At 63.9% G+C, this 22,791-nt stretch carries 20 protein-coding genes and 1 tRNA gene; 11 read left to right on the top strand and 10 right to left on the bottom strand.

The window, feature by feature from the left end:
* The first annotated feature begins 6 nt into the window (after positions 1-6).
* The 4 genes from QTA58_RS04500 (at position 7) to QTA58_RS04485 (ending at position 5,550) form a co-directional block, all read left to right on the top strand.
* Complete coding sequence (locus QTA58_RS04500; RefSeq protein ID WP_289671884.1) at positions 7-2,712, top strand: sensor histidine kinase KdpD; 2,706 nt, start codon at positions 7-9, stop codon at positions 2,710-2,712.
* Positions 2,709-3,401 carry a response regulator transcription factor gene (locus QTA58_RS04495; protein ID WP_085422412.1) on the top strand — a complete coding sequence of 231 codons (693 nt, stop codon included), beginning with the start codon at positions 2,709-2,711 and terminating at the stop codon, positions 3,399-3,401. The genes QTA58_RS04500 and QTA58_RS04495 overlap by 4 nt, the downstream gene beginning before the upstream one ends.
* A 33-nt stretch (positions 3,402-3,434) precedes the next feature.
* Entirely contained in the window at positions 3,435-3,884 is a 450-nt protein-coding gene (locus tag QTA58_RS04490; protein WP_289671883.1) for a PTS sugar transporter subunit IIA, read from the top strand.
* Positions 3,885-4,086: 202 nt separating this feature from the next.
* Entirely contained in the window at positions 4,087-5,550 is a 1,464-nt protein-coding gene (locus tag QTA58_RS04485) for an MDR family MFS transporter (protein WP_289671881.1), read from the top strand.
* 31 nt (positions 5,551-5,581) lie between these two features.
* On the opposite strand, the gene QTA58_RS04480 is transcribed toward QTA58_RS04485, so the two are convergent.
* Both QTA58_RS04480 and QTA58_RS04475 read right to left on the bottom strand, forming a co-directional pair.
* Positions 5,582-6,019: a PAS domain-containing protein gene (locus QTA58_RS04480; RefSeq protein ID WP_085422415.1), complete on the bottom strand. Its 438-nt coding sequence runs from the start codon at positions 6,017-6,019 to the stop codon at positions 5,582-5,584.
* A 235-nt stretch (positions 6,020-6,254) separates the two neighbouring features.
* Positions 6,255-6,328: transfer RNA gene (locus tag QTA58_RS04475), tRNA-Gln, on the bottom strand.
* A 276-nt stretch (positions 6,329-6,604) separates the two neighbouring features.
* On the opposite strand from QTA58_RS04475, the gene QTA58_RS04470 reads away from it, so the two are divergent.
* Together QTA58_RS04470 and QTA58_RS04465 are read left to right on the top strand one after the other, a co-directional pair.
* Complete coding sequence (locus QTA58_RS04470; protein WP_289671879.1) at positions 6,605-8,191, top strand: exopolyphosphatase; 1,587 nt, start codon at positions 6,605-6,607, stop codon at positions 8,189-8,191.
* A complete protein-coding gene (locus QTA58_RS04465) occupies positions 8,191-8,922 on the top strand; it encodes an RlmE family RNA methyltransferase (RefSeq protein ID WP_289671878.1) in 732 nt (243 codons plus the stop codon). Before QTA58_RS04470 ends, QTA58_RS04465 begins: the two co-directional genes overlap by 1 nt.
* 1 nt (position 8,923) lies before the next feature.
* On the opposite strand, the gene QTA58_RS04460 is transcribed toward QTA58_RS04465, so the two are convergent.
* Positions 8,924-10,327, bottom strand: coding sequence for an MFS transporter (locus QTA58_RS04460; protein ID WP_289671877.1), 1,404 nt, complete (start codon positions 10,325-10,327; stop codon positions 8,924-8,926).
* 198 nt (positions 10,328-10,525) lie between these two features.
* Here QTA58_RS04460 and QTA58_RS04455 point away from each other — a divergent pair, with 198 nt between their 5' ends.
* The 4 genes from QTA58_RS04455 (at position 10,526) to QTA58_RS04440 (ending at position 14,769) form a co-directional block, all read left to right on the top strand.
* Positions 10,526-11,515, top strand: a complete 990-nt coding sequence (locus QTA58_RS04455) for an MBL fold metallo-hydrolase (RefSeq protein ID WP_289671875.1) — start codon at positions 10,526-10,528, stop codon at positions 11,513-11,515.
* Between the two features lie 179 nt (positions 11,516-11,694).
* Complete coding sequence (gene guaB, locus QTA58_RS04450; RefSeq protein ID WP_085422419.1) at positions 11,695-13,200, top strand: IMP dehydrogenase; 1,506 nt, start codon at positions 11,695-11,697, stop codon at positions 13,198-13,200.
* 122 nt (positions 13,201-13,322) lie between these two features.
* Positions 13,323-13,742, top strand: coding sequence for an MAPEG family protein (locus QTA58_RS04445; RefSeq protein ID WP_289671874.1), 420 nt, complete (start codon positions 13,323-13,325; stop codon positions 13,740-13,742).
* 142 nt (positions 13,743-13,884) lie between these two features.
* Entirely contained in the window at positions 13,885-14,769 is an 885-nt protein-coding gene (locus QTA58_RS04440) for a dienelactone hydrolase family protein (RefSeq protein WP_289671872.1), read from the top strand.
* Between the two features lie 59 nt (positions 14,770-14,828).
* Here the strand turns inward: QTA58_RS04440 and QTA58_RS04435 are convergent, their stop codons facing one another.
* Positions 14,829-15,779 (bottom strand): LysR substrate-binding domain-containing protein, encoded by a 951-nt coding sequence (locus QTA58_RS04435; protein WP_085422422.1) that lies wholly within the window; start codon positions 15,777-15,779, stop codon positions 14,829-14,831.
* Positions 15,780-15,975: 196 nt separating this feature from the next.
* Between QTA58_RS04435 and QTA58_RS04430 the strand changes: the two genes are divergently transcribed.
* A complete protein-coding gene (locus tag QTA58_RS04430) occupies positions 15,976-16,275 on the top strand; it encodes a DUF1127 domain-containing protein (protein ID WP_085422423.1) in 300 nt (99 codons plus the stop codon).
* A 146-nt stretch (positions 16,276-16,421) separates the two neighbouring features.
* Here the strand turns inward: QTA58_RS04430 and QTA58_RS04425 are convergent, their stop codons facing one another.
* The 6 genes from QTA58_RS04425 to QTA58_RS04400 form a co-directional block, all read right to left on the bottom strand.
* The gene (locus QTA58_RS04425; protein ID WP_289671871.1) at positions 16,422-17,309 is read right to left on the bottom strand and encodes a DUF937 domain-containing protein; all 888 of its coding nucleotides are present in this window, start codon (positions 17,307-17,309) and stop codon (positions 16,422-16,424) included.
* A gap of 87 nt (positions 17,310-17,396) precedes the next feature.
* The gene (locus tag QTA58_RS04420) at positions 17,397-18,770 is read right to left on the bottom strand and encodes a glutamate--cysteine ligase (RefSeq protein ID WP_289671870.1); all 1,374 of its coding nucleotides are present in this window, start codon (positions 18,768-18,770) and stop codon (positions 17,397-17,399) included.
* A 133-nt stretch (positions 18,771-18,903) separates the two neighbouring features.
* Positions 18,904-19,641 (bottom strand): 16S rRNA (uracil(1498)-N(3))-methyltransferase, encoded by a 738-nt coding sequence (locus QTA58_RS04415; protein ID WP_289671869.1) that lies wholly within the window; start codon positions 19,639-19,641, stop codon positions 18,904-18,906.
* A gap of 22 nt (positions 19,642-19,663) precedes the next feature.
* Positions 19,664-21,169 (bottom strand): inorganic phosphate transporter, encoded by a 1,506-nt coding sequence (locus QTA58_RS04410; RefSeq protein WP_289671868.1) that lies wholly within the window; start codon positions 21,167-21,169, stop codon positions 19,664-19,666.
* Between the two features lie 129 nt (positions 21,170-21,298).
* Positions 21,299-21,805, bottom strand: a complete 507-nt coding sequence (locus QTA58_RS04405) for an NUDIX hydrolase (protein WP_143531610.1) — start codon at positions 21,803-21,805, stop codon at positions 21,299-21,301.
* Between the two features lie 204 nt (positions 21,806-22,009).
* Positions 22,010-22,783 carry a FadR/GntR family transcriptional regulator gene (locus tag QTA58_RS04400; protein WP_289671867.1) on the bottom strand — a complete coding sequence of 258 codons (774 nt, stop codon included), beginning with the start codon at positions 22,781-22,783 and terminating at the stop codon, positions 22,010-22,012.
* Between the last annotated feature and the right edge of the window lie 8 nt (positions 22,784-22,791).

Raw genomic sequence — 22,791 nt, 5'->3', positions numbered from 1 at the left:
ATCTTCATGCCCGACGACAGTCGCGACATCGATAACAGACCATCCCCGGACGCTCTTCTGGAGCATGCCGAGCGTGAATCGCGCGGGCGGTTGAAGATCTTTCTCGGCGCGGCGCCCGGTGTCGGCAAGACCTACGAGATGCTGATGTCCGGCCGCGCCCGCAAGGCGGATGGCGTGGATGTGGTGATCGGCGTCGTCGAGACCCACGGCCGCCGGGAGACCGGGGTACTGGTCGAAGGTTTCGAGGTCATTCCGCGCAAGAAGATCGACTACCGCGGCCAGCAGCTCGAGGAAATGGATATCGATGCGATCATAGCCCGGCGTCCGGCTCTGGTTCTGGTCGATGAGCTGGCCCATACCAATGCCGCCGGCAGCCGCCATCCCAAGCGCTACATGGACGTGCAGGAGATTCTGTCCCAGGGCATCGACGTCTATTCGACGCTCAACATCCAGCATGTCGAAAGCCTGAACGACGTCGTGGCGCAGATCACCCGCGTCCGCGTGCGCGAGACGGTTCCGGACCTGATCATCGACCGGGCCGACGACGTCGAGATCATCGACATCACCCCGGATGATCTCATCAAGCGGCTGAAGGACGGCAAGGTCTATGTGCCGGCGACGGCCCGGCGGGCGATCGAGAACTATTTTTCGCCGGGCAACCTGACGGCCTTGCGTGAACTCGCCCTGCGCCGCACGGCCCAGCGGGTGGACGAGCAGCTCCTGAACCACATGCAGGCGCATGCGATTTCCGGCCCGTGGGCGGCGGGTGATCGCGTGCTGGTCTGCCTGGACCATAGCCGCGGCGGCGCGGGCCTCGTCCGTTACGCCCGGCGGCAGGCGGACCGCCTCAGGGCGCCCTGGGCGGCGCTGCATCTCGAAACGCCGCAATCGGCGGGCCTTTCCGACGAGGACAAGGACCGGCTGGCCACCAATATGCGGCTCGCCCAGCAGCTCGGCGCGGAGACCGTGACGCTGCCGGCGCTCCATCCTTCGCGCGAGATCATCGCCTATGCGAACGCCAACAACTTCACCCATATCGTCGTCGGTCGGCCGGCCAAATCGCGCTGGCGCCAGCTCTGGCAGGGCTCGGTCACCCACGACCTGATCCGCTACGCGGGCGATATCAGCGTGCATGTCATCTCCGGCGATGCGAAGGAGAGCGAGCCGCACCGCGGGGTAAAAGCCGCCCAGCCGCCGAAACCCTTCCGCATCAAGCCCTATGTCAACAGTACGGTCTTCGTAGCGCTTGCCATCGCAGTCGGCGTCTTGCTCGATCAGACGCTCGACGTCCAGAACCTGGCGCTCGTCTTCCTCATGGCCGTGCTGGCGGCGGCCGTGCGCGGCGGGCTGGGGCCGGGGCTTTTCGCCTCGCTGCTCGGCGCCCTGTCCTTCAATTTCTTCTTCCTCGAGCCGCGCTATACCTTTACCGTCCGCGATCCGGAAAGCCTCGTCGCCCTGTTCTTCTATCTCGGCGTCGCCGTCGTCGCCTCCAATCTGACTGCCGCCGTGCAGCGGCAGGCCGCCGCAGCCCGCCAGAGGGCGCGCACGACGGAGGACCTCTATCTCTTTTCCAAGAAACTTGCCGGCACCGGCACGCTGGACGACGTGCTGTGGGCGACCGCCTTCCAGATCGCCTCGATGCTGAAGGTGCGGGTGGTCATCCTGCTGCCGGAGAACGGCTCGATCGCCGTAAAGGCGGGGTATCCGCCGGACGATACACTGGTGGACGCAGACATAGCCGCCGCCAAATGGGCCTGGGAGCACAACCGCCCCGCCGGCCGCGCCGCCGATACGCTGCCGGGCGCCAAGCGCCTCTATCTGCCGATGCGCACGGGCCGGGAGGCGGTCGGCGTCATCGGTCTCGACAACGACAAGCAGGGGCCGCTTCTGACCCCCGAGCAGCAGCGGCTTTTCGATGCGCTGGCGGATCAGGCGGCGCTCGCCATCGAGCGCATCCAGCTCGTCTCGGACGTCGACAAGGCGAAGCTCGCGGCCGAAACCGACCGATTGCGCACCGCGCTTCTGACCTCCATCTCGCACGATCTCAAGACGCCACTGGCGGCGATCATGGGCTCGGCCGGCACGCTGAAGGATTTCGGCGCCGATATTCCCGAAGAGGCGCGCGCCGAGCTTTTGACCAGCGTGGTCGACGAATCCGAGCGGCTGAACCGCTTCATCTCCAACCTGCTCGACATGACCCGCATCGGCTCGGGGGCCATGGAGCCGAACTACGCCTTCCATTTCGCAGGCGACATCGTCGGCACGGCCTTGAGCCGGGCGGCCAAGATCACCGCACGGCACAAGGTTCATGTCGGCATTCCGGAAGACCTGCCGATGCTGAAGGTCGATCCCGTCCTGTTCGAACAGGTCCTCTTCAACCTTATCGACAACGCCGCCAAATATGCGCCCGACGGAACCATGATCGATATCCGCGGCTGGCGGGACGGCGGCTCTATCCTCATTTCGGTCATGGACGAGGGTCCCGGCATCCCGCCGGGCGACGTCGAACGCATCTTCGACAGTTTCTATCGTGTGAGGAAGGGCGACCACGTGCGGGCCGGCACCGGCCTCGGGCTTGCCATCTGCCGCGGTTTCATCGAGGCCATGGGCGGCACGATCCGCGCCGCCAACCGGCCGGACCGCGCCGGCGCGATCTTCACGATCCGCATGCCGGTCCAGGCCGAAACGCCCATATTGGGAGAGCAGGAATGACGAATACCGCCGTGCGCGTCCTGATCGTCGACGACGAGCCCCCGATCCGCAAGCTGCTCCGCGTCGGCCTGTCCACGCAGGATTACGCAGTCAGCGAGGCGATGAACGCCAAGGTCGCGATCGATCTCGTCAAGACCGACAAGCCGGACCTGATCATCCTCGATCTCGGCTTGCCGGATATGCCCGGCCACGACCTGCTCGCGAGATGGCGAGGCGAGGGGCTCGACCTTCCGATCGTCATCCTGTCGAGCCGTACCGACGAGGCCGGCATCGTCAAGGCGCTGGAGCTCGGCGCCGACGATTACGTCACGAAACCCTTCGGCATGAACGAGCTTGTCGCCCGCATCCGCGTGGCGCTCCGCCATCGCCTGCAGAGCCAGGGCGAGAAGCCCGTCTTCCAGACCGGCGAACTCTCCGTCGATCTCGTCAAGCGCATCGTGAAAGTGGCCGGCAAGGAAGTGAAGCTCTCGCCGAAGGAATACGACATCCTGCGCATCCTCGTGCAGCACGCCGGCAAGGTGCTCACCCACCGCTTCCTGCTGGAGCACGTCTGGGACGGCCTGACCGACGTGCAATACTTGCGCGTCTACGTGCGCCAGCTCCGCCAGAAGATCGAAAAGACGCCCGATCAGCCGCAATACATCCTCACCGAGACCGGCGTCGGCTACCGGCTCCAGGAAGGCCAATAGGCAATTCGTTTTCCAATCGATGGACATATCCTCATGAACCTCCGTGATCATCTCCCGCCGGAGAATATCGTGCTCGACCTCGCACCCCCTTCGAAGGCGATCCTGATCAAGCAGCTTTCCGCCCTGGCGGCGGAAAGACTGGCGCTCGATGCGGGCGGCATCGCCCGGGCGCTGACCAGCCGGGAAAACCTGGGGTCCACCGGCATCGGCGGCGGCGTTGCCATCCCGCATGCGGGCGTGAAGGGTATCGACCGGCATTTCTGCCTGTTCGCCCGGCTGGCGAAGCCGGTCGATTTCGAAGCCGTGGACGAGCAGCCGGTCGATCTCGTCTTCCTGCTTCTGAACCCGGAAAACCGGCGGGATCACCTGAACATCCTCTCCTGCATCGCGCGTCGCATGCGGGAAGAGGAGACGGCTGCGGCCATCCGGCGCGCGGCGGACCCGCAGGATGTCTATTCGCGGCTTTGCCATGCGGATTCATGATGGGTGATGAACATCAGACGGGCGATTGCCGGCCATGGCCTGTCTCCCGCGTTCTATCTTCGAGGCCTAAGGGAGGCTAGATTTCGCGCTTGACGCCGGCCCGCATGGGGGTACTAAGCATTATCCCGCAGCGACGGCCGTTTGACCGCCGAACATCCATCCCTATCGTGTTCGCCCCATAAGCGTTCCCAGGTGAAAACCCATGACTCATCCACGCTCCAACCGGGCGCTGGTCATCGCGGCCGTGATGGCAAGCATGGCGATGATCGCAATCGAAGCGACGATCGTTTCGACGGCCATGCCGCAGATCGCCGCCCAGCTCGGCCAGTTGAACCTCTATAGCTGGGTCTTCTCGTCCTTCCTGCTGGCCCAGACCGCCATGACCGTGGTGTTCGGCAAGCTTTCCGACATTTATGGCCGCAAGCCGATCATTCTGTTCGGCATCGTGGTCTTTCTGGTCGCTTCCGTTCTTGCCGGTTTCGCCTGCTCCATGCCCTCGATGATCGCCTTCCGGCTCCTGCAGGGCATCGGCGCCGGAGCGCTCCAGCCGGTCACCATGACGGTGGTGGGCGATCTTTTCCCGGGTGCCGAACGCGGCAAGGTTCAGGGCTATCTTGCAAGCGTCTGGGCGCTTTCGGCCGTCGTCGGACCGCTTCTCGGCAGCGTCATCGTCCATAATCTGCCCTGGGCCTGGGTCTTCTGGATCAACATCCCGATCGGCCTTCTGGCGCTTGCCGGCTTCATCGCTTTCCTGCACGAGGAAAAACAGTCCCGGACCACGTCGATCGATGTTCTCGGCGCAGGCCTCTTCGCGGTCGCCATCGCCTCGCTGATGGTCGCGCTCACGGAATCGGCGGGGGCCGCAGCATATACCCTCGCTGCGATCGTGATCTTCGTCGTTAGTTTTGCCCTGTTTCTCTGGCAGGAACGCCGGGCCGAAGCGCCCATGGTCTCGCTGGATCTCTGGCGCCAGCGGCCGATCGCCGCCGCCAACGGCGCGACCTTCCTCGCCAGCATGGCGATCATGGGGCTGACGACCTTCCTGCCCATGTATGTCCAGACCGTGCTGAACCGCTCGGCTGTCGTGGCTGGCTTCGCGCTCACCATGCTGCTCATCGGCTGGCCGCTTGCCGCGACGCTCGCCTCCCGCCTGTTTCCCCGTTTCGGCCTGCGGCGCATGATGATCTTCGGCAGCGCGTGCATTCCGGCCGGAGCTCTTCTCCTCGTGCTCCTGTCTCCGCAAAGCTCGCCGGTCCAGGCCGGCGCAGGCTCGCTCGTCATGGGCTTCGGCATGGGCCTCATCAGCATCTGCTCGCTGGTCATCATCCAGGAAAGCGTCGGCTGGTCGGAGCGCGGCAGCGCCACGGCCTCCAACATCTTCGCCCGCAATCTCGGCAGCACGCTCGGCGCCGCGGTGCTTGGGGCGGTGCTGAGCTACGGCCTTGCCCACACGGCCGGAGCCGATCCGGTCACCTCGGATCAGTTGCGCAGCCTTCTGGAAGAGACCGGCGCAGCGCTCGCGGCCGAATCTCCGATCCGGCTCGTCCTGCAGGATGCGCTTCACCTGACCTTCATCGTCATGTTCCTCATCGCGGCTCTCATCGTTCTCGCCTGTCTCTACGTGCCGGGCGTGGTGCGGCATGCGGAGCCGGTGCGGGAAAGCTGAGCTTCGTCAGGGCGCATCTAGGTGGGGGCGATCAAAATGATTCGTCGGGATGGGAATGTGGGGCCAGGTGGTTCCCATTGGCCACCGTCGGCCTCGGCTCGCTGATCCGTATCCGCTCGATCGTGCCGCTGCACAGGGTCGGCAGGCCGTCTTGAACGCGGTAACAATGGCCATACACCGTTACCCAGCGGGGCTCTAAGTCGCCATCGCAGAGCAGCCGATGGGATTCGCACCAAGACGAAGCGTTGAGGATGGATTTGTGCACCTTTTCCGCCAGGTTCGCTCTGTCTTCGGGATGAACGAGATTGAGATACTCGATGATCGAGATGCCCTCGTCCATGAGTGCCGCGGGCAATTTCAGAATATGCGCGAGATTGGTATCCCCCCACAGCCGGTCGAGCACGATATCCCATGTGAATGATCCCGGACTGAGTGTGGCATCGTTTCCACCTTTCAGGAACATATCCATGACCGACCCCCCGCATGATCCAGCTTGGAACATGAAGTTAAAACAACAAGAAGCCGGATGCACGCCCCTTTGGAACAAAAGGTCCGCTCGATGGCGTTTGTCCGGCCGTTCCGTCGTTGTCATTGCCGGTTCGGCGAACGATGGGTGCTCGAAACCGAAAGGAAAGGGGAGGCCCGGTGGCGCCGCCGAAGTGTCGGCGCCCGATTTTTATCCGGCTGATTCGTTGTGGAAATTATGGCTGGGGAACCTGGATTCGAACCAAGATCGACGGAGTCAGAGTCCGCTGTTCTACCATTGAACTATTCCCCAGCAGGAGCGGCCGATGAGGCGGCTCGGCTGGTGTGCGGCGCTTATAAACAAAAGCAGGCGGATTGCAAATACCGATTTCGAAAAAAATCGAAGGCTTCGGTGTCTGCCCTTTGACAGCGCATGCTCGCAAAAAGGCGGGCAGGGAAGGCTTCCGCGACGTGGCCGGCAAAAAGCCGTTGGCGAAAACGCACCGGGCTGTTATCTTCGCATCAACGAAACAATCAGACGCCAGCGGCATGCCTTTTCAAGGCCTTGCGCGGCGAGACGGATATTGAAGTGATGGACCCCGATAGCGGCGCCAAGCCGCCGGAAGGCGGGGCGTCGGCGGCACCGCGCGGTGAGGGGCGATCCTCCCGGCGCAGGAAGGCGAAGCGGAACGGCAAGCGTCGTGACGCGGCGCCCGTCAACCATTCGGGTTCGGCCGGTTCGGCCACCCCTGCGGGACGCCCTCACGCCCAGGAACCAAACCCGATGGCGCGAAAGCGCAAGCGGCGCCGTGCCAAATCCGGCGGCGCTCCCCGGCCGGCGGAAGGCTCTGCCGCGCCTGCCGTGGCGGATCAGGTTCAGGCCCGCTCCCAGACCGAGCCGCAATCGCATCCCGGCAAATCCCGCAACCGGCGCAAGAAGAATCGCGGCGGTCGCGGTCTGCAGGGCCGGCCGCTGATGCCCGCCAAGGCGGCGCCCGGCGCCGCCAAGTTCCCGGCACCAGCCGTTGCACGGCCGGCATCGGCAAAGGATGCGAAGGGCAGGGCGGGTGAAGCCTCCGCCCCGGATGCGCGGGCGGAAAAGACCGCCTATGTCAACGATCTCTACGCGGCGCTCGATCTCGGCACCAACAATTGCCGCCTTCTGGTCGCCCAGCCGACGAGACCCGGCCAGTTCCGGGTCGTCGATGCATTTTCGCGCATCGTCCGCCTGGGCGAGGGGCTGGGCGCCAGCCGCCGGCTCTCCCCGGAAGCCATGGACCGGGCCGTCGAGGCGCTGCGCATCTGCGCCGCCAAGCTTGCCAACAAGCCGATCCGCCGCATGCGCCTCATTGCGACCGAGGCCTGCCGTTCCGCCGAAAACGGCGAGGCGTTCCTGGCCCGCGTGACGGCCGAGACCGGGTTGAAGCTGGAGATCATCGACCGGGAAACGGAGGCGCGGCTCGCTGTCTCCGGCTGCTCCTCGCTGGTCGGCCGCGAGGCGCGTTCCGTCGTGCTTTTCGATATCGGCGGGGGCTCGTCCGAAATCGCCGTCATCCGCATCGGCGACAACCGGTCGAGCCGGCTTGCCAATCACATCACGCACTGGACGTCCCTGCCGGTCGGCGTCGTCACGCTGTCGGAACGGCATGGCGGCCGTGACGTCACGCCGGACGTCTTCGCCGCCATGGTGGCGGAGGTCGAAGGCATGCTTGCCGGTTTCGACTGCCCGCCGCTCGCTTTCTCCCGCCGCCAGGGCGCCGAGGATTTCCACCTGATCGGCACCTCGGGCACGGTGACGACGCTCGCCGGCGTGCATCTCGACCTGCCGCGCTATGACCGCCGCAAGGTGGATGGCCTTTGGCTCTCCGATGCGGAGGTGAGCGCCATGCAGGCGAAGCTGCTCTCCTGGGATTTCGCCGGCCGCGCCGCCAACCCCTGCATCGGGCCGGACAGGGCCGACCTCGTACTGGCCGGTTGCGCCATTCTGGAGGCGATCCGCCGTCGCTGGCCGAGCCCGCGCATGCGGGTCGCCGATCGCGGGCTGCGCGAAGGGCTTTTGACCGACATGATGGCCGATGACGGCGTGTGGCGCCGCCTGCGTCCGCGTCGCCCGGGATCCAATCAGGGTGGGGCCCATCCGGGTGCCTCCGGTCATGAAGAGGCGGGAGCAAGCTGATGACGAAACCCCCCGTTGCCGGCAATCGCACCGGCCGTAAGCTCGGCCAGAAGGTGAAGAAGGGCAAGCTCAAGGCCTCCTCCCGCCGCTGGATCGAGCGCCACATCAACGATCCCTATGTGCAGCGCGCCAAGCTCGAAGGATATCGCGCCCGCGCCGCTTTCAAGCTCCTGGAGATCGACGAGAAGCATCACATCCTGAAGGGCGCCCGGCGGATCATCGACCTGGGCGCCGCGCCCGGCAGCTGGTCGCAGATCGCCGCCAAGGTGACCAATTCGACGGATGAGGATATCCGCGTCGCGGCGATCGATTTCCTGGAGATGGCGCCGCTGCCGGGCGTCAGTATCCTGCAGCTCGACTTCCTCGACCCCGAAGCGCCGCGCCTGCTCATGGAGGCGATCGGCGGCACGCCGGACCTCGTCCTTTCGGACATGGCGGCGCCCACGACCGGCCACCAGAAGACGGATCACCTGCGTACCATGCATCTTTGCGAGGTGGCGGCGCATTTCGCCGTCGAAGTTCTGGGCGAAGGCGGCCATTTCCTGGCCAAGACCTTCCAGGGCGGCACGGAACGCGAGCTGCTCAACATGCTGAAGCAGAATTTCAGGCAGGTCATCCACGTGAAGCCCGGTGCCTCGCGCGCCGAATCGGTCGAGATGTTCCTGCTCGCCAAGCATTTCAAGGGCCGCAAGGCGGAGGATGCCGGAATCGAAGCCGGCGATCAGGCCTGACCTACTCGCCGGCCTCCGGCTGGATGCGCCGGACGCGATGGCCGGAGACCGACGCACCCGTCATCGGGTCGAGCCGCAGCAGCGGGATGACTGCGAAGAGCGACAGCGCCGCGACCAGGAAGAAGGCGAGATGGAAGTCGGCGAGCCGCAGATGCGTGCCCGTCACCGCCGCCGAGGCTTCGAGGATGAAGGCCGCGAAAGCGACGCCGAGCGCCATGCTGATCTGCTGCAGAACCGAGGCGATCGAGGTCGCCTGGCTCGCCTGCTCGTCGCTGATTTCCGAATAGCTGAGCGCGTTCGAGCCGGTGAAGAAGAAGGAGCGGCAGAAGCCCGACATCAGCAGGAAGGCGACGATGAGGGCATGCGATGTCTCGGGCGTGAAGAAGCCGTTGGCGGCCGTCGTCGCCGCGCCGAGCACGCCTGAGACGATCAGCGTCACCTTGAAGCCGGTCATGGCGAAGACGCGGCGGGCGGCGAATTTCACCATCAGCGCCCCGAGCGCCCCGGCGAAGGTGATCAGGCCGGACTGGAAAGGGTTGAGTCCGAAGCCGAGCTGCAGCATCAGCGGCATCAGGAAGGGAATGGCACCCGTCGAGATGCGGAAGAGCGTGCCGCTGGAGCTCGCCGCCCTGAAGGCGTCGTCCTTGAAGAGCCTGAGGTTGAGGATCGGCGAGGGATGGTTCCGGGCATGGGCGACATAGGCGATGCCGGCGGCAAGCCCGATCGCCGTCGCGGTGATGCCGATGGCCGGCGGCAGGGCCGGCAGGCCGATGACCGAAAGCCCGAAAACGGTTCCGGCCGCCGTGATCGAGGTGAGCAGGAAGCCCCACCAGTCGATCGACGGCGGGTTGGTCGTGTCGATCTCCGGAAGAAAGATCGAGGAGAGATAGATGCCGAGAAGGCCGACCGGGACGTTGATCAGGAAGATCCAGTGCCAGGTGAAATAGGTGGTGATGAAGCCGCCGATCGGCGGGCCGGTGAGCGGGCCGACCAGCGCCGGAATGGTGAGCAGCGCCATGGCCGACACGAGTTCGCTGCGCCGGGTGGTCCTGAGGAGCACGAGACGCGCCACCGGCGTCATCATCGCGCCGCCCATGCCCTGCAGGAAGCGCGACAGGACGAACTGAAACAGGTCCGAGGAAAACGCGCAGCAGATCGATCCGGCGACGAAGACCAGGATCGCCAGCCGGAAGATCCTCTTGGCGCCGAAACGGTCCGCCATCCAGCCGCTGATCGGGATGAACATGGCAAGCGCGACCATATAGGAGGTCAGCGCCAGCTTGAGCGTGATCGGTCCCACGTTCAGGTCCGCGGCGATTGCCGGGAGCGCGGTGGCGATCACGGTCGAATCCATCTGCTCCATGAAAAGGGCAACGGCAAGAATGAGGGGGATGATGCGGTTCATGAGGTGGGCCTGCGGGTGCGCCGAACGGCTTTCCTGTAAACCTCTTGATGCCGTCTGCCAATTGCAGAATGTCACCTTTTTCCGTTTTGTGTCACGTCTGCGTGAGATCGGATTTCCCTGTGATATATGGCGGTTATGTTCCCCCGGGTATCGGATTCGCGAGGCGGATTTGGTGACGGAACAGAGGGAGCTATGATCATGACGTCTTTTGAAGTGGGCAGGCGGGCGCTGCTCGGCACAGCCGGCCTGGGTATCATCTCCGCCCCTGCCATCTTGAGTGGACAAGCCTTTGCGCAGGAGAGCAATCAGTTGGAAATCAATCGCGTGACGCCGCCGGACATCCATAAATTCAAGGTCGGCGGCTTTCAGGTTCTGGTGGTGAAGGATGCGGCCCGGCCTTCCGGCGCCCCGGGGGAAATCTTCGGCACCAATCAATCGGCGGAAACGGTCGGCACGCTGCTGACCGAGAACTTCCTTCCCTCCGACCAGTTCGTCAACAGCTTCTCGCCGACGCTGATCGATACCGGCAGCGATGTCATTCTCTTCGACACCGGTCTCGGCGAGGCGGCGCGCGCCCAGGGCGGCGGACGCCTGATCGAAGGCCTCGCGGCCGCCGGCTACATGCCGGAAGACATCTCGATCGTCGTCATCACCCATATGCATGGCGACCATATCGGCGGCATCATGGAAGACGGCGAGCCGACCTTTCCGAAGGCGCGATATGTCGCCGGTCAGGCGGAATACGATTTCTGGAGCGACACGGCCCGCGCTGGCACGCCCGCCGAAGGCAATCACAAGGCGGTGCTCGCCAATGTGAAGCCGCATGCGGACAAGATGACCTTCCTGCAGGATGGCGGCGACGTCGTCTCGGGCATCACGGCAATGCTGGCGCCGGGCCACACGCCGGGTCACCTGATCTTCAATATCGAATCGGAAGGCAGGCGCCTGGTGCTGACGGCCGACACGGCCAATCACTACGTGCTCTCGCTGCAGCGCCCGGATTGGGAAGTGCGCTTCGACATGGACAAGGCCCAGGCGGCCGCGACCCGCAAACGCGTTTTCGACATGATCGCCACCGACCGGATTGCCTTCCTCGGCTATCACATGCCGTTCCCGGCGGTCGGCTTTGCCGAGAGGCAGGAGACCGGCTACCGTTTCGTGCCGAAGAGCTATCAATTCGACATTTGATGCCCCCGCTGGCGAGCTATGCAAACCCGGAAGGTCTCACTTCCGGGTTTTTGCTATTCCCTTCCTGTCATGAACGTGTTACCAGCCCTCGCCAACTTCCAAGCAACTCTTGCGGGATCGCTCGGGCGGACGATTCGTTCCGGAGCGTGATCCGCATTTCCGACCGAAGGAAATTGGCCATGGCACGCATCATTGAAACGGCAACCGGCGCGGACGCGCTTACCTTTGACGACGTGCTGCTGCAGCCCGGCCATTCCGAGGTCATGCCGGGCCAGACCAACATCTCCACTACCATCGCCCAGGATATCGACCTCAACCTGCCGATCCTGTCGGCCGCCATGGACACGGTGACGGAAAGCCGGCTGGCGATCGCCATGGCGCAGGCAGGCGGCATCGGCGTCATCCACCGCAATCTCACCCCGGTCGCACAGGCCGAGGAAGTCCGTCAGGTCAAGAAGTTCGAAAGCGGCATGGTCGTCAACCCCGTGACGATCGGTCCGGATGCGACGCTGGCCGAGGCGCTGGGGCTGATGAAGGCGCATGGCATTTCCGGCATCCCGGTCGTTGAAAACGGCGGTTCGGGCGGCCATACGGCGGGGCGCCTGGTCGGCATCCTGACCAACCGCGATGTCCGTTTCGCTTCCGATCCCACCCAGCGCATCTACGAGCTGATGACCCGCGAAAACCTCGTGACGGTCAAGGAGAGCGTCGACCAGACGGAAGCCAAGCGGCTGCTCCACAAGCACCGGATCGAAAAGCTGCTGGTCGTCGATACCGATGGCCGTTGCGTCGGGCTCATCACCGTCAAGGACATCGAGAAGTCGCAGCTGAACCCGAACGCTTCGAAGGATGCGCAGGGGCGTCTTCGTGCGGCGGCAGCGATCAGCGTCGGCGACGACGGCTACGAGCGCGCGGAACGGCTGATCGAAGCCGGCGTCGACCTGCTCGTGGTCGATACGGCTCATGGCCACTCGCAGCGCGTGCTCGACGCCGTCACCCGCGTGAAGAAGCTTTCCAACTCGGTCCGCATCATGGCCGGCAATGTCGCGACCTCCGACGGAACCAAGGCATTGATCGATGCCGGTGCGGATGCGGTGAAGGTCGGCATCGGTCCCGGTTCGATCTGCACGACCCGCATCGTCGCGGGCGTCGGCGTGCCGCAGCTCGCCGCCATCATGTCTGCCGTCGATGCGGCACGCGACCGGAACATCCCGATCATCGCCGACGGCGGCATCAAGTTCTCCGGCGACATGGCGAAGGCGATCGCGGCCGGCGCTTCCGCCGTGATGATCGGCTCGCTGCTTGCCGGCACCGACGAAAGCCCGGGTGAGGTCTATCTCTATCAGGGCCGTTCCTTCAAATCCTATCGCGGCATGGGTTCGGTGGGCGCCATGGCGCGCGGCTCGGCCGACCGCTACTTCCAGGCTGAGGTGCGCGATACGCTGAAGCTGGTGCCGGAAGGCATCGAAGGCCAGGTGCCCTATAAGGGGCCGGTGTCCGGCGTGCTGCATCAGCTCGGCGGCGGCCTGAAGGCGGCCATGGGTTATGTCGGCGGCGCCAGCATCAAGGATTTCCAGGAGCGTGCCACGTTCGTGCGCATTTCCGGAGCGGGCCTGCGCGAAAGCCACGCCCATGACGTCACGATCACCCGCGAGAGCCCGAACTATCCGGGCGCCGGCGCCTGACCGGTTGGCACTTTTTGAAAGAACATGGCGCCGGGCAACCGGCGCCGTTTCTTTTTGCGGGGACACGGTTGTGCGTCCGTGAACAGCGCCCTATTGGTTCCCGCAAAACATCAGGAGGACCGATGCTTTCCACCGACGCGACGCTCTGGCCGATGATCGCGCATGCCGCGCTCGTCTTCTTTCTCTATTGGCTGCTGTCGAAGAGGCGCGCCGAGGCGGTTAGGGCGGGCAGCGCCGAGGCGGGACATTTCCGTGAAAACCTGCAGGAGCCGCCCGAAAGCCTGTTGGTTCACAACAACCTCAAGAACCAGTTCGAGCTGCCGGTCCTGTTCTATGCCGGCAGCCTTGCCCTCTACGCATCGACCGCCGATAACTGGGCTACGGTGGCGCTCGCCTGGATATTCGTCCTGTCCCGCTATGCCCATTCCTATGTGCATCTCACCAGCAACCGGCTGCGCTATCGCCGCCCGATCTGGATCGTCGGTTTCTTCTCGTTGATGGCGATGTGGCTCTGGCTGGCAGTGTGGCTTGCGCTGAACTAGGCGGGGAAGCCGGCTGGCGATCAAGTTTCTCTCACGAACAAGTGTAGCCCGTCGCTTCCGATCACTTACAGTTTCATCCTCAAACGGTGCTGCTCCGAGTAAAGATTTCCCTGCTCGGCCATGTCGAGAAGGAGGATACGCCATGGACAATGAAGCCCCGAAAATCACCCAGGCGATGATCAACGCCTATGACGAATACACCCATCTCACCCTCGATCGCCGCCGTTTCATGGAAAGGCTGACGCAGCTTGCGGGCTCCGGCGCCGCAGCCGCGGCCATTGCGCCGATGCTTGCCGCCAATAGCGCCAAGGCGGACATCGTCCCCGCAGATGACGACCGGCTGACGGCTGAAGACGTTACCTATCCCGGCGCCAACGGCGTGACGATGAAGGGGTATCTCGTGCGCCCGAAGAATGCCTCCGGTCCCCTGGGCGGCGTCATCGTCATCCACGAGAACCGCGGCCTCAACAACCATATCAGGGATGTCTCCCGGCGCATGGCGCTCGAAGGCTTCAATGCGCTGGCCGTCGATTTCCTGTCGCCGCAAGGCGGCACCCCCGCCGACGAGGACCAGGCGCGCCAGATGTTTTCGTCTCTCGACGCCGCGGACGTTGCGGCCAATGCCGAGGCGAGCCGCGTCTATCTGGCCGGCATCGACGGTGCGAACGGCAAGGTCGGCGCCGTCGGCTTCTGCTGGGGCGGCGGCACCGTCAACAATTTTGCGGTAAGATCGCCAAATCTCAACGCCGGCGTCGCCTATTACGGCTCCCAGCCGAAGGCGGAGGACGTCCCGGCCATCGGGGCGCCGCTGATGCTGCATTACGGCGGGCTCGACGAACGTATCAATGCGGGTATTCCCGCGTTCCGGGAAGCGCTGGAGAAGAACGGCAAGACCTTCGAGATCTTCGTGTATGAAGGCGCCAACCACGCGTTCAACAACGACACGTCGGCGGCTCGTTATGACAAGGCGGCCGCCGATCTTGCCTGGAGCCGCACCGTGGATTTCTTCAAGAAGAACCTGTCCTGATATCCAGCCGATGCCGAAAACGAAGAGGCCGGGGGCAGCCCCGGCTTCCTCGCAGGAGGTTACCAGCCCGGCATGACGGAGCCCGCGCGGGCGCGTACAAGCCGCTGAAACGGCTTCACCTCACCGTCGAGATCGTCGGGGACGACCGCCGGCGAGATGTTGTCTAGGCAGGCGGTGATATGGTCGGTGATGGCGTTCATCAGCGAGGGCGAGAGGCCGGGCCGTTTCATGAGGCCGATCTGCACCGGCGGCAGCGGCGGGAAGCCGTCGGCCGCCGTCAGCACCTTCATGCCGGGGCGCAGCGCCGATTCCGGCAGCACCGAGACGGCCATGCCGGCGAGCACGGCGGCTGCGACGACGGTCGAGGACCAGCTCGTGAACAGCACCTGGTATTCGCGCCCGTCCGCGTCGAGCGCCGAACAGGCGAGCTGCCGCCACAGGCAGTCGCGCCGGCCGACGGCGAGCGGCACCGGCGCGTCGTCCCTGAGCGGATGGTTGGCCGATCCCACCCAGCAGAGCGGTTCGGTCCGCACCACGTCGGAAATCCGCTGGCGCGGGTTGTGGGTGACGAGCGCTATGTCGAGTTCGCCGCGCGCCATCTTCTCCGCAAGGCTCACCGAGGGCTCGCAAACGATATAGAGTTCGACATTCGGATGGGTCTTGGCGAACCGGCCGATGATCTCCGGCATGTAGCGGTCTGCATAATCGTCCGGCGTGCCGATGCGGATCGTGCCCTCCAGCCGGTTGTCGTCGAAGGCGGCGATCGCCTCGTTGTTCAGCCGGATGATGCGGCGGGCATAGTTGAGCAGCTTCTCTCCCTCGGCCGTCAGCCGGTTGCCGCGTCCGTCCTTGGCAAAGAGCTGCTTGCCGATCCGCTCTTCGAGGCGGCGCATCTGCATCGAGACGGCCGACTGGGTCTTGAACACCCGGTCCGCGGCCTTGGTGAAACTGCCGGTGTCCACAATGGAAATGAACGTATGCAACTGGTCGATATCGAGCGGAGCGGACATGGCGGGCATCCATCAGAGGGTTTGATGCTAATCATTAGAAACATTCGTTGGACTGATCAATAGGTTTTCAGCGATAACGTATCCGTAAATCACGACTGACACGGCGCCTCTCCCTGGGCGCCCTCCCAAGGCAGCCCTTCCGTCGGACCTCCGCGGAAGGGGCGGCCGTACTCGTGCCTGATGAAAGGATAGTCCGATGAGCACGACCGAATGCGGAACCGATCTCGACCTCGTTCACGAGAGGCGCGGCACGGAAGGCCGTCTGGCCTTCGTGATGTTGCGGACGAAATCCGTATGGCGTGCCTTTCGCAATCGTCTTGCGGCCAATCGCCTCCATGATCTCGACGACCGCCAGCTCAACGATATCGGCATCACACGGCATGATGTGGTGAAGGCGCTCAACCATTCGGGCGTGCTGGAAGATCCGTCGCTGCTTCTGTCTCGTGCCGCCCGAGACCGGGCGCGCAACCGCTTCGCGAGGCCCGCCAACCGCTGAGCCTTTCGAAACCCTTTTCCCCGCAGGGTGATAGCCAATAGCCCTGCCGCTTGCCCGGCCCGGTCGATCCGCGCCGGGCTTTTTTTTACGCATGTCGCCCGAAAGTGGGAACCGGTTTCGGGATAACGACATGCGCAAAAGATGAGTTATTTATCGGGCGTGGCCTCGTCCGGCGCGGGTTTGCCGCCCGGGCCCTTGCGGAACGTGTCGAAGATCGCTTCCATGTTCTTCTGGTAGGTTTTCTGCACTTCCAGCCCGCTGTCGAACATGCTGTTCAGCATGTCGCGATAGGGATTGGGTTCCGATGCCGGCTTTTCCTTGGGCTTTTCGGAAGCCGCCGCCGCCGGCTGCTGTCCGGAGAAGGTGCCCGACATCATGTCCTGGAAGGCTTTGGCGAACGGATTGTCGGCAAAGAGATTGCCGCTCGCGGGCTGCGGCTGTTCCGGCTTGTCCAGTCCCCACATGGAACGCATGGCCTGGGTAAACGGATTGTCGAACGGATTGGCGGCCGCCTGCGGCTTGGCCTTCGGCTGCAGTCCGAGGCTCTCCAGCCATTGCCGTGTCATCTGGCCCATCGGGGAGGCGGCGAAGGCCTCGTTGGCGGCGGGCATCTGCCCGGTCATCTGCTTGAAGAGGCCACCCATCAGCGTGTCGGCCATGGCAGGCATCATCTTCTTGAAGATTTCCTGGCCGATGCCGGTGAACTGTTCCGCCTGCTGGGCGATGGCGCGGGACACGTCCTTGGAGCCGAACAGCTTTTCGAGAACGGCGTTGCCGTCGGCCACGCCCTGCGGCGTGAAGGCCTTGGTCATGTCCTCGAAATACTTGGCATAGGAGCCGGAGAACATGCTGCTCATCAGGGCGGTCAGATCGTAGGGATTGGTCGCGCTGCGCTTCAACCCGGAGGAAAAGGCGGGCATCAGCGCCGCCATGGCTTGGGTCGCCTGCTCCTGCGCCAGGTCGAGCTGCTTGGCGATCGCCTCCATGCCTGCGCCGTTCTGGGCCCTGAGCATCATGTCGAACAGCGGCAGCATGGAAAATCCTTTCCGGTCCTAGCGTAAGGACACTATATCCGGAAAGTCGTTGACGGAAACCGGTTTTTCAGGACCGGCCTCAGCACCTCAATACTGATAGTCCTCGAAGACCGGCTCGACGGAACCGTTCCAGCGGCCGTGATAGAGCGCCAGCATGTCTTCCGCCATGGTCGCCTTCTTGGCGAGCACCTCCTCGAGCGGCTGCAGAAAGATGCTTTCGTCCTGGCCGTCGCGGTTCAGGCGGTTGCGGGCCTTGAGGCCGGCCTTCGAGATCGCCACCACGTCGCGGGCGACGTCGTAGACCGCCTTGCCCCTGATCTCCGCCTTGAGGCCCTTCGCCGGCACGGCATCGCGCATGGCGGTCACGTCCTCGAAGGTCCAGTCCTTCGTCAGCGTCTCCGCATCGGCAAGCGCCGCGTCGTCGTAGAGCAGGCCGACCCAGAAGGCCGGCAGCGCACAGATGCGCCGCCACGGGCCGCCGTCGGCGCCGCGCATTTCCAGGAAGCGTTTCAGCCGCACGTCCGGGAAGAGTGTGGAGAGATGGTTGGTCCAGTCGCCCATCGTCGGCTCCCAGTCCTTGATCTCGCCCTTCAGCGCGCCGTTCATGAACTGGCGGAACGTGACATGCGTGCAGTCGTGGTATTTGCCGTCGCGGACGACGAAATACATCGGCACGTCCAGCGCCCATTCGACGTAATCCTTGAAGCCGAAGTCCTGGTTGAAGACGAAGGGAAGGATGCCCGCACGCCGGTTGTCCGTATCGCGCCAGATGTCGCCGCGCCAGGAGAGGAGACCGTTCGGCTTGCCTTCGGTGAAGGGCGAGGAAGCGAAGAGCGCGGTCGCGACCGGCTGCAGCTTCATCGAGACCCGCATTTTGGCCGCCATGTCCTCTTCCGAGGAGAAGTCGAGGTTCACCTGGATCGTGCAGGTGCGGTACATCATGTCGAGGCCTTGTGCGCCGACCTTCGGCATGTAGCGCGTCATGATCTCGTAGCGCGATTTCGGCATGCGCGGCGTTTCCGCGAAAGACCATTTCGGGCTGCCGCCGATGCCGAGGAAGCGGATGCCCATCGGCTCGGCGATCTCCTTGAGGACCGCCAGATGCTGGTTCGATTCCCGACAGGTCTCGTGGATGGTTTCGACAGGCGCGCCGGAAAGTTCGAACTGGCCGCCGGGCTCGATGGAGATCGCGCCCATGCCGGACCGTTCCCCGAGCCCGATGATGTTCTCCCCGTCCATGATCGGCTCCCAGCCGAGCTTTGCCTGCATGCCTTTCAGGAGCGCGGAAATGCTGGCATCGCCGAAATAAGGAACCGGGCTGTGGTCCGCGCGGAAGAAGGCGAACTTCTCGTGCTCCGTGCCGATGAGGAATTCTTCGGGTCGACGCGCCCCCTTTTCCAGGTAGGAGGAAAGCTCGGACACCGAGGAGAGCGGTGTCTGGTCGGTGGTGTCGCGGGCCATGAAAGTTACCTTGCTGGGAATGTCATGCTCGAACGGACCGTTCGGCTCGCTGCTTGTACCGGATTGCCCTGCAGTGCAAGTGAATTTCTTTCAAAATCCGTTCAGAAATTCGAAGCCTATCGCGCCGCCCGGATCAGCGCCAGTCTCCGATTGCCGACTGGATGACGGCGAGTGCTGCGACCGCCGCCGTATCCGCCCTCAATATCCGGGGACCGAGCGGGATCGCCGTGACGAAAGACAGTGAGCGCAGCGTGTTTCTCTCTTCTTCCGAGAAGCCGCCCTCGGGGCCGACCAGCAAGGCCAGTTTCCTCTCCTCGATGGCGGAAAGGATCGGCAGCGGGTTCTGTCCCTCGTCGCCTTCGTCGCAGAAGATGATGCGCCGGTCCGCCGGCCACCGGTCGAGCAGGTCGGTGAGCTTCTTCGGCGCCACGACATCTGGGATCGAGAGGATGCCGCACTGCTCGGCCGCCTCCACCGCGTTCGCCTGCAGCCGCTCCAGGCTGGTGATCTTGCCCTGCACGTGCTGCGTCATGACGGGTTGCAGAAGGCCCGCGCCCATTTCCACCGCCTTCTGGACGAGGTAGTCGAGCCGGCCCGTTTTCAGCGGTGCGAAAAGATAATGCAGATCGGAGGCCGGCGGCTGCGGCCGCGTCTGTTCGACCGCTTCGAGCACGATCTTCTTGCGGCTGGGGAAGGTAAGCCTCGCCTTCCATTCGCCTTCGCGGCCGTTGAAGACGAGGATTTCGGCGCCTTCCTCCATCCGGAGCACATTGGCGAGGTAGTTGAACTGCTCGGACGACACTTCGTGCGGCGCAGCCGGGCCGAGCGGCGCATCGATGAACAGCCTTTGCATGCGGAAATTGGCGCGCATGGATATCCCCGTATGATCCGGTTCAGACGAACAGCGCGAACATAGCCATCGCGATCAGCGCCGCAAGAGCGGCAGCGGCCGGAAGCGTGATCATCCAGGCCGCGATGATGCTCAGGAAATGCGACCGCCGCACCAGGTAGCGGCGCTTGAGTTCCTCGTCGTTGCGCTCGAACGGTTCAGTCGTGTCGATCTCCTTGCCGGCACGTATGCGCATGTATTCGAAGCGGCGGCGGGAATGGCGCGTGTACCATTCGCGAAAGAAGCCGACGCCGAACACGGCGCCGACGGCAATATGGGTGGAGGAGACCGGCAGGCCGATCCAGGAGGCGACGATGACGGTGAGCGCGGTCGAAAGCGACACGCAATAGGCGCGCATCGGGTTGAGCTTGGTGATCTCCGCGCCCACCAGCTTGACGAGCTTCGGGCCGTAGAGCAGCAGGCCGAGCGAGATGCCGAGGCCGCCGATCACCAGTTCCCAGAGCGGAACGCGGACGCCCGCGGAAACGCCCTGCTGTGCCGCCGAGACGATGGCGGCAAGCGGCCCGATCGCGTTGGATACGTCGTTGGCGCCATGTGCGAAGGAAAGCAGCGCCGCGGAAAAGACGAGCGGAATCTGGAAGAGCTTCCGCAGCGACTGGTTGCGGTTTTCAAGCCCTTCCGCCTGCCGGGCGATGAGGGGGATGAGCGCCCGCCAGGCGATCAGGCCCGTTGCGAAGGCGATCAGCGTTGCGACGGGCGCCGAGACGACGAAAAGCTGCCCGAGCCCGATCAGCGCGAGGAACCCGGCAAAGGCGCCGGTCATGACGCCGATCAGCACCGGCACCCATTTCTTGGCCGCGGCGATCTTGTCCTCGCGGTAGATGATGGTTTCCTTGACGAAGAAGAGGAAGCCCGCGGCGATGACCGCCCCGAGGATCGGCGAGAACACCCAGCTCGCGGTGATGCCGGCGATCGTTCCCCAATTGACGGCGGAGATGCCGGCGGCTGCGATCCCTGCGCCCATGACCCCGCCGACGATGGAATGGGTGGTTGAAATCGGCGCGCCGGCCCAGGTCGCGACGTTGATGAGGACGGCAGCCGAGAGCAGCGCCGCCATCATCGCCCATATCATGATGTCGGGACTGGCGATCATGCCGCTCTGCATGATGCCGTTGGCGATCGTGTTGGCGACGCCCCGGCCCGCTATCACCGCTCCTGCCACTTCGAAGACGGCGGCAAGCCCGAGGCCGAAGGCCATGGTCATGGCACGCGCCCCGACTGCTGCGCCGATATTGTTCGTCACGTCGTTGGCGCCGATGTTCATCGCCATGTAGGCGGCAAGCCCCGATGCGGCGATGACGACGACGGCGCCGGGCTTGCCCGTCACATAGGATGCCGCGAAGATGGCGACCAAGATGATGAAAAGCAGCGCTGTGCCGGGTGCGGCAAGCCGGCGCGACATCTGCCGCGCGGCTTCTTCCACCGTGGAGAACTTTTCCAAATCCTTGTCGAGTGTCGGCTTTGCCAGGCGCGGCCGTCTTTGGCCCATATCTCCGTCCTTGATGAGAAATGAGGCGCGAGATCGACAGACCAGCGTCTGCGCCCTGCGCAAGAAATTATCGCCCACCGCCTAATAGCAACAGGTCGCGAAGGCAATATTGCGGAATTGTGAAGATGCTCAGCTCGCAGCCTTGATGGGCTGCGGCGGCGTGCGCGGCTGCATTTTCTGGCCGAACTCCAGGATGAGGATCTTGAGTTCCGGTTCGTTGACCCGCAGGGCCGCTTCCTCGCAGGAAACCCATTCGAGCGTCCGCGAACCCTTTTCGGGAAAGCTCTTGAGGCATTCGTCCACTTCCAGCGCATGCACCTGCACCCGCACGGGGATCTTCAGGCCGTTGTCCAGCGTCTTGCGGTAATGGTAGTAGCCGAGCGGCTCCTTCTCGACCTTGCCTTTGACGCCGACTTCCTCGAAGGCTTCGCGTTCGGCCACCTGATGGGCCTTCTTGCCGTTCATCGGCCAGCCCTTGGGGATCACCCAGCGGCCGGTATCCCGGCTGGTGGCGAGGAGAATCTCGATCTGTCCCTGCTTCTTTTTGATCCGGTAGCACAGCGCAGCATATTGCTGCCGCGGCGGTCTCTGCAGCATCAATCGAAGATTGCTGGTAACCCGATCTATGAACCCCAATTTTTGCGATACCTCCGAGTTGCTGTTATTTTACTAATATAGGAATTATCTGGAGCTTAACGAGCTAAGCACAACCGTTTTGAACGAGAATCATCGCGGAGGGGGTCGCCGAGGCTGGCGTTATTCTCGCTCAGGCCCGTTCAAGGTCAATCGGTAAATTGCACACCTGTTCAATAAATCGCAGAATTTCACATGAACTGGAGATCAGGCTTTCTTCTGCGTCAGCCTGAGTTGCGCAATCCGGTCCCATTCGCCGGCCCGTACGGCTTCGTCCGTCACACGGGAGATGAAGTCGATATGCGCCTCTGCGGCGTGCCGCGCCTCGGCCGGGTCGCTGGTCAGGATCGCCTGGGCGATATTCTCGTGCTGTTGCATGACGGCGTGATGGGCGCCGGCGATCGTGAAGATGACCCGGCGATTGTAGAAGATCCCGTCGCTGAGAAGCCGGTAGCAGGCCCGGAGCGTGTGCATCAGGATAATGTTGTGTGCGGCATCGCCGATGGCGTTATGGAATTCCACGTCGGATGCAAGTTCTTCCTCGAACCGCCCCTCCCGGTGCGCGTCGCGCATCCTTTCGATGATGCGGCGGATGAGTTCCTTGTCCGTCTCGGTCGCCCGCCTTGCGGCAAGCTCGGCGGTCAGTCCTTCGAGTTGGCGGCGGTATTCCAGATAGTCGCGGACGGCCTGGCCGTGGCGGCGGATGAGCTCGACGAGCGGCCGCGAAAATATCTGGCCGACGACATCGGCGACATAAGTGCCGCCGCCATGCCGGCTCACCAGCAGTTCGCGGTTTTCGAGCTCCTTGAGCGCCTCGCGGAGGATCGGCCGTGAAATCTCGAACTTCTGCGCCAGTTCCCGCTCGCCCGGCAGCCGCTCGCCGTCGCGCAATACCCCGTTGAGGATCAGGCGCTCGATCTGGAACACGATCTCGTCGGCCGTGCGGCCGTGCGAGACGGGTGCGAATAACTCATCTGTCACGTCTTCGT

Source organism: Neorhizobium sp. CSC1952, assembly GCF_030378245.1.
In the GTDB taxonomy this organism is placed as follows: domain Bacteria; phylum Pseudomonadota; class Alphaproteobacteria; order Rhizobiales; family Rhizobiaceae; genus Neorhizobium; species Neorhizobium oryzae_A.
This window is presented reverse-complemented; position numbering and strand designations above follow the sequence as displayed.